We start from the raw sequence: 17571 nt of genomic DNA, 5'->3' as shown, positions 1-17571 counted from the left end.
TCTGCCGATTCTGGGGTTTCCGCTCCGGCGTCGGTCGTCAGTACGTTCCCCACGGACCACGGCGACGGTATACTCCGACTCGACGCGACGAGCGACAGCGACAGTATAATCCGATCCGACGCGTTTGCATCGGGTATGAACGACGCACCCGCTCGAGTGCGCCTCGAGCATCCGACCGTGGGATCGCGGACGACCGACGGAGGGGACCGGAAACGATGAGCACTCCCGACGGCTACCGTCCCTGGCGTGACGTCTACGAACTCCCCGAGTTCTTCGACGGACTCGAGGAGGCTGGCGGCATCTCGGTGTTGGACTTTCTGCGGGAACTCGACGAGCAAAACGACCTGGGGCTCGAGGCCGACGGGGTCGTCTACCACGACCGCGGGATCCGCGTCCCCGGCTGGGATGCGACGTTCGTCCACGAGTCGACCGGCTCGCGGGGTCGGCCCGCGTTCAGCGTCCAGGTCGATACCGTCGGTCCACGAAACGCCTGGGAGATCTTCGACGACACGCTGACCTGGGACGCCTACCTCCTCCGGACCGAGGGCCTTGCTGCGATCGCGTGGCTGAGCGACGAGGAGTATCGCGTCGAGGAGGCCGATCAGTTCTCATCGAAACAGGAGGCGGTCTCCTCGGGACGCTTTTCGTTCGGCGTCTTCGTCCACGCCGGCGACGACTGGGAGACACAACTCGAGCGTATCCAACAGACGAACGCACCCGCGTTCCTCCAGCGCGAGGACGGATCGACGATGCTCCCAGCGACCCAATCGGAGTTCTACCGGTACGTCGACTCGACGCCCACCGAGTTCCGAACGAGCGGCGGCAACGCACCGTCGTATCTCGGCGTGCTGGAACTCGAGATTTCGATCGATTAGCGACGAGCGGGCGTTCGTCGAACTCGACGCGCTGGGCCAGGATTAGGAACCCGTCCGGGCCCCGCGAACCTCCTGTCTGAGGGCGGCAGCCGATACGCCGACGACGAGGCCGATCGCCATCCCCGGCAGGAAGTGCTCCGCCCCGCTAACTGCGGCGAGGCCGAGACCCACGACGAGCGGTGGAACGAGCAACAGTGTGGCCATCTGCAGCGCGAACACGCCGAGGTCTGCGGGCTCTTCGTCCGTCGTAAACGCCATACACGACGATACGAGGGGAGACGAGATAAGTCGGCGTTACTCGTGGTCGTCCGTCCCGTAGACCGAATCGAAAAACGCCACCTCGAGGTCGACCGTGCGCCGGAACAACCGTTCGACCCTCGCCTGCCGTCGCGGTGCGAGCTCGGGACCGACGGCGTCGAGTTCGCCCCGGAGCCAGTCGACGAACTCGCGGAAGCCGGGTGTGGCGTGGAGGTCGATCCACTCGGCGTAGTAGAAGGGGAGATCGGCACCGGCGCTCGGCGGGTCAGCGTTCGCATCGGCGTACTCGGCCGCGACCGCGGTCGCCCACTCCTCGTAGATCCACTCCGCGGGGACGAGGACAGCGAGTGTTTCAGCGTAGCCGCCCTCGCCCGCTGCGCGTCCGAGCAGGTCGACGAATGCCGCGGTTGGCTCGGCGAGTTTCGGATCGCGACGGCGTGACTCCGGGACCTCGAGGGCGTCGAACGAGCGCTCGAAGTAGTCGTTTTCCTCGTCGGTGATCGTATCGAGAAACTCGACGAGTGGTCGCTTCGACGCCATGTCTGGGGCCTGTCCGACCGCGTAACCGAACGTCCCGACGAGGTCGTCCACGAAGGCGTAGTCCTGGACGAGATACTCGGCGTAGGCGTCTTCGGACAGCGTGCCGGCACCCAGTTCCCGCGTGAACGGGTGTTCCGTGGCGTCTGTCCAGGTAGGTTCGGACCGCTCGCGGAGCCAGTCGGTAAAGCGCGGATCGGACCTTGTGCTCTGGGCGGCGTACTCCTCGTAGGTCGCCGGCACGTCGCTTTCGACCTCTGCCCCGGCTCGGGCGTCGTTCACAGCTCCCACCCCTCGAGCGAGTAGGCCATCTCCCAGAATCGGTACTCGAGTTTGGCGCTCGTCAGAAACGCCTCGCGCATGGCGTCGTGTTCGCCGGGGTAGCGGTCACCACACTCGTCGACGAACTCTCGGCACCACGCCGTCGCCTCGCGGAACTCCTCACCGGTGTACATCTCGATGAACGGCGTGTACTGGTGTTCTTCCTCCGCGAGATCCGCCATGTGCTCGGCGACGTCGAGGTAGCCCTGCATGCACGGGTAGAGTGCGGCGGCGATTTCGGCGATCGACCTCTCGTAGGCGGTGCGCACGAGGAAGTTCGTGTACGCGACGCAGGTCGGGGCCTTTTCGACGGACTCGAGTTCCGGCTGGGAGATGCCGTAGTCGGCGGCGAACTCCCGGTGGAGGTCCATCTCGTGGTCGAGCACCTCGTGGGCGACGCCCAGCAGGTGAGTCATCGTCTCCTCGTCGCGAGCTTTCGAGCCGGCGACCGAGAACAGTCGCGCGTAGTCGAGCAGGTACCGGTAGTCCTGTTTCACCCAGTGTTCGAACGCCGCCTCGTCGAGCGTTCCGGCCGCGAGTTCGGTGACGAACGGGTGCTCCAGCTGTGCCTCCCAGATGTGCGATCCGTCCTCGAGGAGTCTGTCGCTGAATGCCATCGGTTTTGCAACGGGGGCGCACGCTATTATAACTAGTCGGTAAAACTCGATTATATTCGCGTCGAGAACCGAACCAGGTTCGACGGCACACCTATCCGCGGGGACGATGAACTGCCGCTATGACGTCGCTCGTCGAGGTCGTCGTCATCGCGACGATCGCGGGCTGTGCGACCGGTCTCGGCGCGCTCCCGACGCTGGTGACCGATCGGGTGAGCCACCGCGTCTACGACGGCGCGCTCGGCCTCGCAGGCGGAATCATGGTCGGCGCGGCGGTGTTCGCGCTCGTCCTTCCGGGGCTCGAACTCGGCACCCCACTCGAGGTCGTCGCGGGCGTCCTGCTCGGCGGCGCCTTCCTGCTCGTGACCAACGCCGTCCTGCCCCACCTGCACCTCTGGTTTCGCGATGATCGACTCGAGGGAACGACCGTACTCGAGCCCGTAGGCGGAAACAGCGGGAGCGATCCGTCGCCCACCACCGTACGCCGGGGCGAAACCGACGACACGGACGGCAGAGCCGACTCCGAGGACGATCTACGCCGCGCCGCGCTCGTCGGAAGCGCCGTGACGATCCACAACGTCCCCGAAGGACTGGCGGTCGGGATCGCCTTCGCCAGCGGCGAGACCGCACTCGGTCTGGCTATCGCGACCGCCATCGCGGTCCAGAACGTCCCGGACGGGTTCGCGATAGCCGTCCCCGCGGCTCGAGCGGGCCTCTCGCGGTCGAAGACGCTGCTCTACACGACGCTCTCGGGGGGCGTCCCGGAGCCGATCGCCGCGGCGGCTGGATTCGCACTCGTCGCCGTCGTCACCGGCCTCTTCCCGATCGCCGCCGGCTTCGCCGCGGGCGCGATGATCGCGGTCGTCTTCCGCGAACTCGTCCCCTCGAGTCACGGCCACGGCTACGCCGACACGGCCACGGCGACGTTCGTCCTCGGCTTCGCGATCATGCTGATCGTCGATACGACGCTTGCGGTGTAGAACAGTGTGCTCAGCCGTCGAAGTCGGTTCGACAGCCGCACCAGGGATTAAATCCGCCGTGGGACCCCCTCACGTCCGTCCGTCGGCTTTCCGTCGAACCTCGCTCGCCCGTTCACGGAACGACTCGATCTCGGTCTGCAGCGTCTTCCCGACGAGGTACGTGAACTCGTCGGGCATCAGGCCCCGCTGGACGTCGATCGTGACCATCGCGTCGCAGTCCTCGACGATCTCCGGAGCCCACTTGCCTTCCGCCAGCTTCGACTCGTCGGTGACGATCGCCTCGCCGTCCTCGACGTCGATAAACGCGGTCACGGTGTTCCAGATTCCCGGATTGCTCGTCGTCGCCTCGTCGAACAGCCCCTCGAGCCGGGACTCCCTGACCGGTTCATCGCGCAGTTCGATCACGAGCTCTTCGAGCGCATCGGCGACCGCCTCGTACTCGTCGGCCTGCTCGCGGAGTTCGGCCGGATCTTGGTCCGAGTCCTCGGTCATCGGCGTTCACCCGTCTCGGTGTCGACGATCATACACGGAGTAGCCGCTTGGGACCTGTAAACGTACGCTTCCGCTCCGGCGATCGGATCGTGCTGGCAGCGCGGAGTCCGCGATCGCCGAATCCACCACGATCAGTCCGCCCGCCGGAGGATCTCCGGAACCCAACCGCGGTTCGGATCGTCGGCTTCGTCCATCCACGCGATCAATCGCTCCCGCATCGTCCGGCGAACGTTCGCGTACTCGGGATGGTCGATCAGGTTCCGGAGCTCTGGCGGGTCGACCTCGAGGTCGTACAGTTCGTCGACGTCGGGACCGTTGTAGACGTACTTGTAGCGTTCGGTCCGAACCATCCGCTGGCTGTAGAGGCCGAACTCGTCGCCGTGATACTGCGAGAACGTCGACTCGGGCCAGTCGGCAGGTGCATCGTCGCCCTCGAGCAGCGGGACGAGGCTTCGAGCGTCGAAGCTGTCGGGAACGTCGACGTTACCGATCTCGAGGAACGTCGGTGCGAGATCGTGGAGGTGGACCGGCTCCCGACGAACCGACCCCGGTTCGGTGACGCCGGGCCAGCGCACTTGCAGGGGAATCCGGTAGGTGTCGTCGTACATGAGCGGGCCCTTGTTGAACTGACGGTGTCCCCCGACGAAGTCGCCGTGGTCTGAGGCGTGGACGGCGACCGTCTCTTCGGCCAGTTCGAGGTCCTCGAGTGCCGCGAGGATCCGCCCAAACTGTTCGTCGATCAGCGTCACGAACCCCCAGTACTTCGCGAGCGCCTCGGCCCACAGCTTCCAGTCGAAGCCCTCGACGCCACGGTAGGCGAGGTAGTTCTCGTGGACCTGGGGTTTGCCGTCGAACGTCTCCGCGTAGCTGTCGGGGGGTTCGATCTCGTCGGGGTCGTACATCGAGGCGTACGGTTCGGGGACGACGTAGGGATGATGAGGGCCATAGAAGTCCGTCCGGTGGAAGAACGGACCGCCATCGCCTCGTTTGCCCCCTTCGGTGGAACCGTCCTCGACGCTGGAAGCGGTCGCTCCCTCGACGTGGGCCTCGAGCGCCTCGATCGTCCGCTCGGCGAGGAACCAGGCGCGGGTGTCCTCGACGTCGATCGGTGATTTCGCGGCGACGAACGTCCCCTCGGAACTATCCCGCGGGTCGTCGCCCGTGTAGATCTCGTCTTCGAAATCGACCTCCTCGAGCGGCGTTCCGCGCTCACGTCGGTACTCACGGAACGCCTCGTCGATGTCGTCGTGGTGTCTGTCGCTGCCGCCGAGATAGCTGAAGCCATACTCCTCGGGGGTGGCGTCTCGACCGACGTGCCACTTGCCGGTGTAGGTGAGATCGTAGCCGGCATCGGCCAGTGCCTCGGAGAACGTCGGAATCCCTGGCGGGAGGTTGGCGAGGATGGCGTCGTCCTCGTGGCAGTTGTTGATCATCCCGTGGCTGTGGGGAAACTGCCCGGTCAGCAGCGAGGCGCGGGCGCTCGAGCAGATGCTAATCGGCGTGACCGCGTGCTCGAAGCGGGCTCCCTGTCTCGAGAGGCGATCCATCGCCTCCGTTTCGACGGGGGGTTCGGGTTCCTTGTCGACGGATGACTCGGGGACGTGACAGTCGTATCGCTCCTGGTCGGTGAGTACGAACAGGACGTTCGGGCGAGTGTCGGCCATCGGCCGTCGTACACCGACGGCGTAGTTAATGATGAGCCCGGATCCAGCCGAATACCTTGCGACGTGGTACGCCCGTCGATTCAGGTCTGTCGGGTTCGAAACTCACGCATGCCTCTCGCCTCGTGTGGGGAGTGTAACCGGCAGCATCGACCCGACTCGGAGTCGAAAGATCCACCGGCCTGATACGGACCGTTTTCGTTCGTTACCGGAGCGATCGGAGGATGGCTTGTAGTTGCCCCGGTCCATCGTTCCAGCAGACCGTATCAGTCGGCGTGGTCCGCCGGTCCCTCCCCACCAGCCACCTCCAGGTCGACGTCCGGTAAGAACTGCCCCGTCTCGTAGCGGACACCGACGAGCAGGATGAAGCCGGCGAGGACGGGAAGAAGCGCGCAGGCGACGTAGATCGGTTCGAAGCCGACCATCTCGACCAACGGCAGGGTGATCAGGGGGCCGAGTCCGCCGCCAACGTCGCCGAGGACGTTGTTCGTTCCGACGGCACGCCCCATCCGTTCGTCGGGCGTCAGATCTGCCAGTAGCGCCATCAACGGACCGCTCGTGCCACCCTGGCCGGCACCGATGAACAGACACGCGACGACGAGGGTGAGAACCGAATCCGCGAACGCGAGCAAGATGAAGCCGGCGAACGTCGTACCGAGAAAGGTGACGAGAATCGGGATACGAGAGCCGCGGCGGTCGCTGACGTAGCCGCCGAGGAACATGAACGCCCCGGCCGCCAGAACCGTGACGGCCATGAAGATCCCCGAGGAAGCCTGGGCGTCGAACCCGAAGACGCCGAGGTCGTTTCGACCGAGAAAGAGGACGAGCGTCGAGAACAGCGCTCCGAGATACGCAAACAGGATGGCGAAGTTGACAAAACCGACCGTCAGTGCGGGCACGCTGACGTCGACGTCCCACGGCTTGACCGAGCGATGGTCCTCGCCATCGACGTGTGTCTCCGGAATCGTCGCGTACGCAACGACGCTCGCGACGACCGCGAACGCGGTCGCGACCGCGAACGCGGCCACGGTACCCGAGAGCTCACTAATCACTCCGCCGACGAGGACGCCGGTGGGAAAGCCAAAGAGGATCCCGCCCCTGATTAACCCCATATTCGCACCACGTGAGTCGCCGTCGCTGACGTCGGCAGCGATAGTGTACGCCGTCGCGAAGACAAACGCACTGCCGACCCCCCAGACGACGCGTGAGCCGAGAAACCAGGCCGCCGGAAGATCGGGGAGAAACCACAGCTCGGGCCGTGCGGCGATCATCGCGAGGACGTACCCGAAGGTGGCGACGCTCTGGACGACCATACCGACGACAAACGGCGTCCGCGTGCCGATCCGATCGACGAGTACGCCTGCCGGCGCGTTCGCGAACAGTCGCGAGAAGCGGTTCGCGCTGAGGATGAGTCCGACGAGGAACGGCGAGATACCGAGCAAGATGCCGAGATTCGGGAGAATTGGAAAGATAACGCCGCCGCCGAACCCGACGAAGAACGTACTCAGAATGACCGCAGCGACCACGACGTAGGTTCGGGGGTTCGTATCGCTCGCGGACGGAAATCGTCCGACGAGTTCCCCGATTCTCGAGTCCACGTTATTCGACCCCGAACGCGGAGACGTCCGTCCGACCTCCGAAAGAGGCGACTCCAGTCATCGCCTCGAAAGGGTGTTCGTTTCTGGTGATCACGACGGTCCGCATCTAACTAACCAGTTAGTCAGGCCCGCCAAAAAGGGTTTTGGGTGAGGTCCTACGGAAGAACCGTTAGAGTCAGTGATAGGAATCGTCGTCGCTAACCGACGGTTCCGTCTCCGTCCGTCGTGGCTGTGTCTCTATCCGCCCCAGTAACCCGATGAACGTCTACACACTCCCTATGACCGACGGAGTAGACAGCGACCGGGAATCTCGTGTGATGGGTATCGATAGCCGATTGGAGTCGGATTCGTTATCCACGCCGGCGTTTGATCCCATTCAAAGCGGCCGAGCGGGACCTGTATCCGATTCCGAGCGCATCGCAATCCAGACACGTCCAGCGGTACTCACCTCTGAACCCCCGGATCGAAACGACGGCATCGCAGTCGGGACAGCGCTTGCGCCGCCGTGACTCTCGCACCCGTTCGAGAATATCCATAACGTTTCGGTTCTCGTTCATTCCACCTCCTGCTGTCAATCGACTCCGTATAGGCTTTCTCGTTCGAGGCGACTGCTGATGAAAGTCTGCCAGTTCGGAATCGGTTTTTTGACGCCGTTCACACAATCAGGTCGTCGTTTTACTATAGTAGCCGCTGTACGTCATTGTACACCTCATCGCCGATCCGTCTGGCGATCAGTGTGTGGATTGCTTGGTTGTTACTATCGCTTATATTCGACCGAAAATAGACTGGAAGAGATGACGTTCAATTTCGACAGATTCGGTCAGAACACCCGGACATCCGCCGCGACCACTACGGGTGCGTATCGATCGGTTGCTCGAGGGCGGGTAGTAGGAGGACAGTGGTGATGGGCCGAAGTTGTGAGACGCTGTATTGCGTAGTCGACCCAAGGAACATGTATATCATCCTGAACTCCCAAGTAACTTCGTGAACCAGTCCTCCACCGAGATCGACGTCGTTCGTGGCACTGACGACCAGTCCACCGCGCTCCGCGGGTTACTGATCGCCATCGCGCTCACGCCGATGCTCCTGCTTCCCGAACCCGCTCGAGTGGTCGTCTCACTCGAGGTGACGCTCGGGGCCGTCATCGTCGGAACGGTCGTTGGCGCGGTCGTAAGCGTCGCGCTCGATCCGGTCGAGATTCAACCGCGGAGCGATGCGGCGGCGGTAGTCGCCACGCTCGTGGCAATCGCCGTCACCACCGTCTTTCTCTGGCTCGTGATCCCTGCCGAGTACATGGGAACGTTCGTCCAGTTCGTGGTTGCGTTCCTCTGGGGGTCGTCAGTCAGTTCGGTGACTCGCCACGTCGTCCGACCCGCGCTTTCGGGCTCGGGAACCATCGTCGAGTGATCACACTTCGAATCGCCCGGCGGCGTGAACGCCACTCACTGGTATCCAAACGCGCGAGACGTCTTCGAGGTAGCAACGGTTTCGTTCGCTCGGCTCCGCTGGAACGGTCTCCCTTCGCGAGCGTGACCGAACCGAAATCGAGACGACCGGTGCACACCATCGGAGCGACACGTCTTTTTGACAGCGCCGGGCATGCTGTAGTATGGATCCAAAGCGGGAGCTTACGAGCGTCGACCTCGCTGCCCTCGTCGGGGAACTCGACACCTACGAGGGGGCGAAAGTCGACAAGGCCTATCTCTACGGCGACGACCTCGTCCGGTTGAAGATGCGCGATTTCGACCGCGGACGCGTCGAACTACTGCTCGAGGTCGGCGAGACGAAGCGGGCGCATACGGTCGCTCCCGAGCGGGTACCCGACGCACCCGGCCGGCCGCCGCAGTTCGCGATGATGTTGCGCAACCGGCTCTCCGGTGCCGACTTCGTCGACGTCGAACAGTACGAGTTCGACCGCATTCTCGAGTTCGTCTTCGAGCGCGAGGACGGCGTTACCAGAATCATCGTCGAACTGTTCGGTCAGGGCAACGTCGCCGTCACCAACGGCGAGTACGAGGTGATCGACTCCCTGGAGACCGTTCGCCTGAAGTCACGAACCGTCGTCCCGGGCTCGCGCTACGAGTTCCCCGAGACGCGGACGAACCCGCTGACCGTCTCCCGCGAGGCGTTCGGACGCGAGATGGAGGAGTCGGATACGGACGTCGTCCGGACGCTCGCGACCCAGCTCAACTTCGGCGGGCTCTACGGCGAGGAGGTCTGCTCTCGCGCCGGCGTCGAGAAGGCGATGGACATCGCCGACGCCGACGAAGCCGTCTACGACCGCCTTTACGAGGCGACCGAGCGGCTCGCGCTCGACGTTCGAAACCGGAACTTCGAGCCCCGACTCTACCTCGAGGACGATGCCGGTGATGGGAACGACGGCGAGGCCGGTGACGGTGGCGAGGGGAACGACGACTCGAGTTCCGGCCGCGTCGTCGACGTGACGCCGTTTCCGCTCGAGGAGCACGCGGAACTCGCGGCCGACCCCTACGACAGCTTCCTGTCGGCGCTCGACGACTACTTCTACCGGCTGGAGCTGGCGGAGGAAGAGGAGCCGGACCCGACCGATCAGCGCCCCGACTTCGAAGAGGAGATCGCCAAGTACGAGCGGATCATCGAACAGCAGGAAGGGGCGATCGAGGGGTTCGAGCTGGAGGCCGAGGCGATGCGCGAACAGGCCGAGTTGCTGTACGCCGAGTACGGCCTGGTCGACGACATCCTCACGACGGTCCAGGAGGCCCGCGCTCAGGACCGGCCGTGGGAGGAGATCGAGGAGCGCTTCGAGGCAGGGAAAGAGCGGGGCATCGAGGCCGCCGAGGCAGTCGTCGACGTCGACGGTAGCGAGGGAATCGTGACGGTCGATCTCGACGGCGACCGGATCGACCTCGTCGCCCACGACGGTCTCGAGCAAAACGCCGACCGGCTCTACACCGAAGCCAAGCGGATCGCGGAGAAAAAAGAGGGCGCGCTCGCGGCTATCGAGGACACCCGCGAGGACTTGGAAGACGCCAAACGTCGCCGCGACCAGTGGGAGGCTGACGACGGTGACGAGAACGAAGAGGAGGCTGACGCAGAGGCCGAGGACACGGACTGGCTCTCATTGGCATCCGTTCCGATCCGGGAGAACGAGCCCTGGTACGACCGGTTCCGCTGGTTTCACACCAGCGACGACTATCTCGTGATCGGCGGGCGAAACGCCGACCAGAACGAGGAACTGGTCAAGAAGTACCTCGAGCCGGGTGACAAAGTCCTCCACACGCAGGCCCACGGCGGTCCCGTCACCGTATTGAAGGCGACGGACCCGAGCGAGGCATCTTCGTCGGACATCGAGTTACCGGAGACGAGCATCGAGGAGGCCGCCCAGTTCGCGGTCTCGTACGCATCGGTCTGGAAGGACGGCCGCTACGCGGGTGACGTCTACGCCGTCGACTCCGATCAGGTGACGAAGACGCCCGAAAGCGGCGAGTACCTGGAGAAGGGCGGGTTCGCCATCCGTGGCGATCGGACCTACTACGACGATACGCCGGTCGGCGTCGCGGTTGGAATCCAGTGTGAGCCGTACACCCGCGTGATCGGCGGCCCGCCCTCGGCCGTCGAGGGGGAGGCTGCGACGACGATCGAACTCGAGCCGGGGCGGTACGCCCAGGCGGACGCGGCCAAACGCCTCTATCGCGAGTTCCGCGAGCGCTTTGCCGACGAATCCTTCGTCCGAAAGATCGCCAGTCCGGATCGAATTCAACACTTCATGCCGCCTGGTGGGAGTCGGATCGCCGAACAGTAAGGCCGACTACTGTCGCCTCCACCGACCTCGCAATTCGTTCGCTGGTTGCCGACATCGACTGAGACGGACTACTGTCCCGATGTACCGGTACAATCGTCCCGCGGGTCGCGGTCTCGCCGGATATGACCGAGAGGAAACCGTACGACAGCGACCTGTTTCTCGAGCGCTCCGGTCGTTAGCGGCGAGCGATCGAAACCCGTCTCGAATTCGAAGTTAGAGCAGGTGTTTTTCGGCGATAGCGGTCACCAGCGGAAGCGAGACCGCCTCCCCCTGGTACGCTTTGGCGACCAGGTACAGCCAGACCAGGAACGCGGCGAGCCAGACCACGAGCGTGATAACCGCATCGATTATCCCGACGAGAATCGACAACAGGAAACCGATAATCGGAACCTCCCCCACCAGCATGCTGATCACGAACGAGATCGTCCAGAGGCCGACGTACGCGGCGATCACGAGCAGTCCGAAGACGATGCTCTGGGCGGCGTGATAGCGTGCAAACCCGTTTTGCTCCTCGAGTGCGTAGACGAGCACACCACAGACCGGCGCGAAGAAGTACGCGAGCATCGCGACGACGTTCCCGTCGGGTCCGAGACTCGTCTCGTTCGACGCTGATGATTCGACTGCAGTAACGTTTTCAGTCGCCATATTCGCTGGATTTTATTCGAACCATTATAATTCATCGGTTGTCGGAACGGATAGCCAATCTTTAAACCCGGGAGCAGGCCACCCCTCGACACGTCACGTCCGTGAAGGCCCGCTCGAGGCGAACCCGAGTGCAACGACGGAAACCGACTCCGATCCGTGATCGCCACACCGGATCGTCAGAACCCACGGCTATCGCCGCGAGAAGGATGTCAAAGCACATTTTTGTCGGCCCCTCCGAGTGGGCGTATGCAGATCAAAGACCGGGAGCAGATCGAGGGCGGACGCGAACGGCTCACCGTCGTGCCGGAGAGCGTCGACGACCTCTGGCACCTCCAGTACGTCCTCGAGCCCGGCGACCGCGTCGCGGGCGATACGACCCGGCGGATCCAGCGCAACGACGACCAGATGCGGGATACGGGCGGGGAGCGCGAGCACATGTGGGTCGCCATCGCCGTCGACGATATCGAGTTCCACAAGTTCGCCAACCGGCTGCGCGTCGGCGGCGAGATCGTCGCCTGCTCGCGCGAAGACCAACTCGGCTTTCACCACACCCTGAACGTCGAGGAACGCGAGGAGCTCTCCATCGAGAAGTGGTTCAAACCCGACCAGGAAGCCCGCCTCGAGGAGGCCGAAGAGGCCACCGAGAACCCAGACGTCGCCATTGCGACGGTCGAAGAGGGGCAGGCACACGTCCACACGGTCGCCCAGTACGGCACCGAGGAGCGGGCCACGATCACCGGAACGACCGGGAAAGGCGAGTACGCCCGCGGGCGTTCGGAGCTGTTCGCGGAACTCGCGACCGTCTTGAAACGACAGGACGCGGACGCGATCATCCTCGCCGGCCCCGGCTTCACGAAACAGGACGCCTACAAATACATCGAGGAGAACGAACCGGGGGCCGCCGAGCGGATCACGATGGTCGACACGGCGAGCGTCGGCGACCGCGGAGTCCACGAAGTTCTCAAACGCGGGGCCGTCGCGGACGTTCAACAGGAGACCCGGATCGAGAGCGAGGCCGAGTACATCGACGAACTCACCCGGCGCATCGCACAGGGTGCGAAAGCCGCCTACGGGCCCGACGAAGTGAAACAGGCCGCCGACTACGGCGCGATCGAGCGGCTGTTGATCCTCGACGATCGGCTCCGGAAGGAACGCGGGCCCGACGGCGAGTGGGTGATCGACGTCGACGAGATCGTCCGTACTACCGAGCAGAAAGGGGGTGAGGTGACGGTCTTCTCGAGTGAGTTCCCGCCCGGTCAACAGCTGTCGAACCTCGGTGGCATCGCCGCGCTGTTGCGCTACCGCCTCGAGTGAGCTGTGACCGCCACGATCTCCTCGAGTGAGGCGTGATCGTCGTGATTTCGTCGCTCTCGTACCTCTCGTGGTCGTCGATTCTCTGGACGCTTGCAGTGGTTCTCTACGGCGTCGGCGATCTCGTTACGACGATGATCGGGCTGGGCCGTGACGGCGTCGTGGAGGGGAACGCGGGCGCACGGTTCGTCCTCGGTGATCCGCCGTCGTGGATCCGGTTCGGCGTCTTCAAAGCCGTTCTTCTGTTCGCGTGCTACGGCGGCTACCTCCTGCTCGAGGGGTATCAGATTCGGCTCGCCGTTCCGGCGGGAATCGCGGCGATCGGGCTGTACGCAGTCGTAATCAACGTTCGGGTTCTAACTGCCTGAGACGGACGCTGTGTCGGCACGTCGGTCCAGCACCCCCTCTCAGCTCTCCTCTCGAGCCCAGCCGCGCGAGCGTTCGACGGCGTCGATCCAGCGCTCGTGACGTTGGTCGGCGACGTCGGGGTCTATCTCCGGTTCGAACTCTCGGTCGACCCGCCAGTTGTTTCGCAGTTGCTCTAAGTCCGCCCAGTAGTCGACGGCGAGGCCGGCCGCGTAGGCCGCGCCGAGGGCGGTGGTCTCGTCGACGACCGGCCGGACGATCTGCGAGCCGATGACGTCCGACTGGAGCTGACAGAGGAAGTTGTTCTTGACCGCGCCGCCGTCGACTTTCAGGCTCGTCATCTCGATGCCCGAGTCGCCTTCCATCGCCTCGGCGACGTCCCGGGTCTGGTAGGCGATCGACTCGAGGGTCGCCCGGACGATGTGTTCCCGGCGGGTGCCCCGAGTCATCCCGACGATCGTGCCGCGTGCACGCTGGTCCCAGTGGGGCGCACCCAGCCCGGTAAAGGCGGGGACGACGTAGACGCCGTCGGTCGAGTCGACGCTTCTGGCGAGTTCCGCGGTCTCACCGGGGTCGTCGATCAGCGAGACGTCCTCGAGCCACTCGATAGCCGCGCCCGTGACGAAGATCGATCCCTCGAGGGCGTACTGGACGTCTTCGCCGGAGCGCTGGTAGGCGATCGTCGTCAGTAGGCCGTGGTCGCTCTCGACGGCATCGTCGCCGGTGTTCATCAGGAAGAACGAGCCCGTTCCGTAGGTGTTTTTCGCGTCGCCGGGGTCGAAACAGGTCTGGCCGAACAGAGCTGCCTGCTGGTCGCCGAGTGCGCCAGCGACCGGAATCTCTGCGCCGAGAAAGCCGTCGGGATCGGTCGTTCCGTACGTCGCCTCGTCGCTCGAGGGACGAACCTCGGGGAGTATCGTTTCGGGGATCGAGAACTCGGCGAGGAGGTCGTCGTCCCACTCGAGGTCGTGGATGTTGTAGAGCATGGTCCGCGAGGCGTTCGTGACCTCGGTGACGTGCTCGCCGGTGAGATTGTAGATCAGCCAGCTATCGATCGTCCCGAACAGGATCTCGCCCGCCTCCGCGCGATCACGAACGTCCGACGGTCGGGCACGTTCCATCTTGATCGGGTCCGCCTCCTCGAGCAACCACTCGGCTTTGGTCGCCGAGAAGTAGGCGTCGGGCTCGAGGCCCGTTTTTTCGCGGATGGTCTCGACTGCGCCGTTCTCCTCGAGGGTCTCGATGCGCTCGGTCGTTCGGCGGTCCTGCCAGACGATGGCGTTGTAGATCGGCGTTCCCGTGTCGGCGTCCCACAGCAGCGTCGTTTCACGCTGGTTCGTGACGCCGATCGCGGCGAGCTGTTCCGGTCCGATGTCGGCCCACCCGAGCGCCTGCGTGATGACGTCTTTCGTGTTGGTCCAGATCTCCATCGGGTCGTGTTCGACCCAGCCGGGTTCGGGATAGTACTGGTCGTGTTTCTCGTAGGCGTTTGCGACGACCTCGCCGTCGTGGTCGAAGACGATGAACCGGGTACCGGTGGTCCCCTGATCGATCGCACCGACGTACGTGTCCTCGGTCATCGAATCACCACAACTCACGTCGTGTACGCTCTTTACTCGCGGCCATGTATCGTCAGTAAATACGTAGGACAATCGCCATAAACGTTGCCGAACCTGTAGCGGCTATTCACGGACTGCGCTGTGTCCGTCTCGTCGATCGCAGATCGGCGAGCAATCGGCCGGTAATCAGCGTCGCAGACCGTATCAGGCATACCAGACCGTATCAATCCGCCCGGCCTCCGACGAAACTCGCCACCGGCCCGACGCGGCACCGATCGAGGTCGGGAACGTGTCTCGATTTCCGGAGGCCAAAGGATTAACTCCCGTATTCTGCACGTTTTCTGTAATGGTGACGGGAGTAGACGAGCGACGCTGGTCGGGCACTGCTTGCTGCCGTATTTGGGGAGGACGTTCCACTCGAACGGCCGACTGCAACGGTTCGACGCCACGTTCACGACGGCTCGCTGAGTCTTGTGTTGAACGTATCGTAACTCCCGAAGCGAGCGACCGATCGATCGTCGCTCGGTCGCACTCCTCGACCGACGCTCGGGGCTCCGCTCGAGCGCTGTAACTCGAGTGAGTTCGTCCGTCTCAGACGATTGCCAATGAAATCCGAGTACGATCACGGAGAGACTACGCCCTCGGTCTACCGACGGGTACTCTCGAACCCGCAGTTCGGGCTGATTCTGGCGGTAACGTTCGTCGGGATGCTGGAAGCGGCGCTCGCACCCGCACTTCCGGCGATCGCCGACGCGTTGCAGATCTCCGACGGGCGAGTGGGGCTTCTCATCACGTTCTTCAAAGTTCCCTCGATTCTGGTCGTCCCGGTGGCGGCGATCGTCGCGGACCGATACGGGCGTCGCGTCGTCCTCCTCCCCTCGCTCGTGTTGTTCGGGGTGGTGGGCACCGCGATGTTCTTCGTGGAAACGTTCGTCGTCTTGCTCGCGATGGCGACCGTGATGGGAATCGGTGCGGCGGCGATATTCCCGATTACCGTGACGATGCTCGGTGACGTCTACTCCGGAGCGGCGAACGCGACCGCACAGGGGTTTCGGGTCGCCATCGTCGGCATCGCTGCGATCTCGATTCCGGCGCTTAGCGGGTATCTATCCGGACTCTCCTGGAACTATCCGTTCGCGCTGTTCGCGCTCGCGTTTCCAGTTATCGTCCTAGTGGCTCTGTTTCTCCACGAAACGATCGAGCCGTCGGCGTCGTCGGATGGAGTCTCTCGTCTGACGCGTCAGTACAGCGGCGCGATTCGGACCGAACTGCTGAATCCGGACGTACGAATACTCGTCCTCGGTGGCTTCGTTCGGGGTTTCGTCCGGTACGGCGTGTTGACGTTCATTCCGTTGTTCGCCGTCCGAGTTCTCGATGCGTCGCTGTTCGAGGCAGGTGCGCTGTTGGCGGTGCGAGGGTTCGCGTACGTATCCGTCTCGCCGGTGGCGGGTTCCATCGTGAGCCGTATCGGGCGAAAGCGGGCACTGATCGTCGCCATGCTCGTCAGTACGACCGCGCTCGTCGCGATTCCGTTCACCTCGAGCTTACTAATCCTCTCTCTCGCCGTATTTGCGTATTTCGCGGGCGATGCCCTGTTCGATCCGGTGATGAAAGACGCCGTCACCACCTTCGGCCACGACGACTACCTTGCGGGCGTCGTCAACACCCTGTACGTACTGAAACGTACCGGACAAACCGTCTCACCGGCGGTCTTCGGGTTCGTTCTGACGCTGTTCGGATACGAGACGCTGTTCGTCGCCGCCGGTGCGCTCGTTTTGGCCTACCTCGTCGCCTTCCGGACGACGTTTTCGGCGGATCCACGCTCTCGCTGAGTGACGACCGCCGTCGCCGCAAGGACGGCGCGATCACGCCGAACGGAGTCGCGTTCGGATCCGGTCTATGAGCGGCCGACGCTTCCGGTGGCGCTCGCTTTCCCAGGCGACCGACCCCGACTCGTCGAGCGCGTACAGCGGTCGCTTCTCGCGGGACTCGCTCAGATACACGTACCGAGTGTCGCCATCGGAGCCGATACGAGCGACCGCGGGCTGTCCCCAGTCGCTGGCGTGGTCGACGATCAGCCCGCCATCGGTTAGATCGTAGAGATAGGTTCGGTTGTCGGGCGGATGCGTCTGAACCACCGCGAACGAACCGTCCGCAGACAGGTCTCCGTCGGCGACGTTCGCCTCGTAGGACGCCTCCAGTGTGCTTGTGCCGCTCGCATCGAACGCACGCACGCCCCCATCGAGGTCGTCCGCCGCGCCGCCGCCGAGTATCACGACGGTCCCTCGCTCCGAGACGAACCCCGCGATGGGATGGTCGGTCCAGACACTCCAGCGAAGTTCGCCGTTCGAAAACAGAAACGCACGCGACCCGCCCCCGGAAATCGGCGATCCGTACGCGACCCGCCACGTCCCGTCGCTCGAGTCGCGGGTTCGACAGAAGTAGGTCTCCTCGTCGTACTCGATCGTTTGCCGGTCAGTTAGTTCGTTCTGGGCTTTCCACGGTTTACGCGCCTCCCACTCCAGCCCAGGTGGATCCGGATCGCCGTTCCGTCGCAGTCTCATGGACGCGAC

16 protein-coding genes are annotated in these 17571 nt (G+C 63.9%); 7 read left to right on the top strand and 9 right to left on the bottom strand.

Going from position 1 to position 17571, the window contains the following annotated elements; translation table 11 throughout:
* Positions 1-215: 215 nt before the first annotated feature.
* Positions 216-875, top strand: a complete 660-nt coding sequence (locus tag FYC77_RS11045) for a hypothetical protein (RefSeq protein ID WP_149081561.1) — start codon at positions 216-218, stop codon at positions 873-875.
* 42 nt (positions 876-917) lie between these two features.
* Here the strand turns inward: FYC77_RS11045 and FYC77_RS11040 are convergent, their stop codons facing one another.
* Genes FYC77_RS11040 through tenA form a run of 3 tightly spaced genes read right to left on the bottom strand, consistent with a single transcriptional unit; the run spans position 918 to position 2608 of the window.
* On the bottom strand, positions 918-1133 hold the full coding sequence (locus tag FYC77_RS11040; protein WP_149081560.1) for a hypothetical protein: 216 nt from the start codon (positions 1131-1133) through the stop codon (positions 918-920).
* A gap of 36 nt (positions 1134-1169) precedes the next feature.
* The gene (locus tag FYC77_RS11035) at positions 1170-1952 is read right to left on the bottom strand and encodes a TenA family protein (protein WP_202911808.1); all 783 of its coding nucleotides are present in this window, start codon (positions 1950-1952) and stop codon (positions 1170-1172) included.
* Positions 1949-2608, bottom strand: a complete 660-nt coding sequence (gene tenA, locus FYC77_RS11030) for a thiaminase II (protein WP_149081559.1) — start codon at positions 2606-2608, stop codon at positions 1949-1951. Before tenA ends, FYC77_RS11035 begins: the two co-directional genes overlap by 4 nt.
* A gap of 119 nt (positions 2609-2727) precedes the next feature.
* On the opposite strand from tenA, the gene FYC77_RS11025 reads away from it, so the two are divergent.
* Positions 2728-3585 (top strand): ZIP family metal transporter, encoded by an 858-nt coding sequence (locus FYC77_RS11025; protein ID WP_149081558.1) that lies wholly within the window; start codon positions 2728-2730, stop codon positions 3583-3585.
* A 69-nt stretch (positions 3586-3654) separates the two neighbouring features.
* On the opposite strand, the gene FYC77_RS11020 is transcribed toward FYC77_RS11025, so the two are convergent.
* The 3 genes from FYC77_RS11020 to FYC77_RS11010 form a co-directional block, all read right to left on the bottom strand.
* A complete protein-coding gene (locus FYC77_RS11020; protein ID WP_149081557.1) occupies positions 3655-4077 on the bottom strand; it encodes a hypothetical protein in 423 nt (140 codons plus the stop codon).
* 131 nt (positions 4078-4208) lie between these two features.
* A complete protein-coding gene (locus tag FYC77_RS11015) occupies positions 4209-5741 on the bottom strand; it encodes a sulfatase-like hydrolase/transferase (RefSeq protein ID WP_149081556.1) in 1533 nt (510 codons plus the stop codon).
* Between the two features lie 263 nt (positions 5742-6004).
* Positions 6005-7324, bottom strand: coding sequence for an MFS transporter (locus FYC77_RS11010; RefSeq protein WP_149081576.1), 1320 nt, complete (start codon positions 7322-7324; stop codon positions 6005-6007).
* 996 nt (positions 7325-8320) lie between these two features.
* On the opposite strand from FYC77_RS11010, the gene FYC77_RS11000 reads away from it, so the two are divergent.
* Both FYC77_RS11000 and rqcH read left to right on the top strand, forming a co-directional pair.
* Positions 8321-8743, top strand: a complete 423-nt coding sequence (locus tag FYC77_RS11000; protein ID WP_149081554.1) for a hypothetical protein — start codon at positions 8321-8323, stop codon at positions 8741-8743.
* A 202-nt stretch (positions 8744-8945) separates the two neighbouring features.
* On the top strand, positions 8946-11117 hold the full coding sequence (gene rqcH, locus FYC77_RS10995; RefSeq protein ID WP_149081553.1) for a ribosome rescue protein RqcH: 2172 nt from the start codon (positions 8946-8948) through the stop codon (positions 11115-11117).
* A gap of 213 nt (positions 11118-11330) precedes the next feature.
* On the opposite strand, the gene FYC77_RS10990 is transcribed toward rqcH, so the two are convergent.
* Positions 11331-11762, bottom strand: a complete 432-nt coding sequence (locus tag FYC77_RS10990; RefSeq protein ID WP_149081552.1) for a DUF4870 domain-containing protein — start codon at positions 11760-11762, stop codon at positions 11331-11333.
* A 246-nt stretch (positions 11763-12008) separates the two neighbouring features.
* Between FYC77_RS10990 and FYC77_RS10985 the strand changes: the two genes are divergently transcribed.
* Together FYC77_RS10985 and FYC77_RS10980 are read left to right on the top strand one after the other, a co-directional pair.
* Positions 12009-13076, top strand: a complete 1068-nt coding sequence (locus tag FYC77_RS10985; protein ID WP_149081551.1) for an mRNA surveillance protein pelota — start codon at positions 12009-12011, stop codon at positions 13074-13076.
* 32 nt (positions 13077-13108) lie between these two features.
* A complete protein-coding gene (locus FYC77_RS10980; protein ID WP_149081550.1) occupies positions 13109-13441 on the top strand; it encodes a hypothetical protein in 333 nt (110 codons plus the stop codon).
* 39 nt (positions 13442-13480) lie between these two features.
* On the opposite strand, the gene glpK is transcribed toward FYC77_RS10980, so the two are convergent.
* The gene (gene glpK, locus FYC77_RS10975; RefSeq protein ID WP_149081549.1) at positions 13481-15019 is read right to left on the bottom strand and encodes a glycerol kinase GlpK; all 1539 of its coding nucleotides are present in this window, start codon (positions 15017-15019) and stop codon (positions 13481-13483) included.
* 584 nt (positions 15020-15603) lie between these two features.
* Between glpK and FYC77_RS10970 the strand changes: the two genes are divergently transcribed.
* Positions 15604-16830: an MFS transporter gene (locus FYC77_RS10970; RefSeq protein ID WP_149081548.1), complete on the top strand. Its 1227-nt coding sequence runs from the start codon at positions 15604-15606 to the stop codon at positions 16828-16830.
* A gap of 33 nt (positions 16831-16863) precedes the next feature.
* Here the strand turns inward: FYC77_RS10970 and FYC77_RS10965 are convergent, their stop codons facing one another.
* Positions 16864-17562, bottom strand: a complete 699-nt coding sequence (locus FYC77_RS10965; protein WP_149081547.1) for a hypothetical protein — start codon at positions 17560-17562, stop codon at positions 16864-16866.
* Positions 17563-17571 lie beyond the last annotated feature (9 nt).

Origin of the sequence: Natrialba swarupiae (assembly GCF_008245225.1) — an archaeon.
GTDB classification, from domain to species: domain Archaea; phylum Halobacteriota; class Halobacteria; order Halobacteriales; family Natrialbaceae; genus Natrarchaeobius; species Natrarchaeobius swarupiae.
Note: the sequence above shows the minus strand (reverse complement) of the source record. Positions and strands in the feature narration are given on the sequence as shown.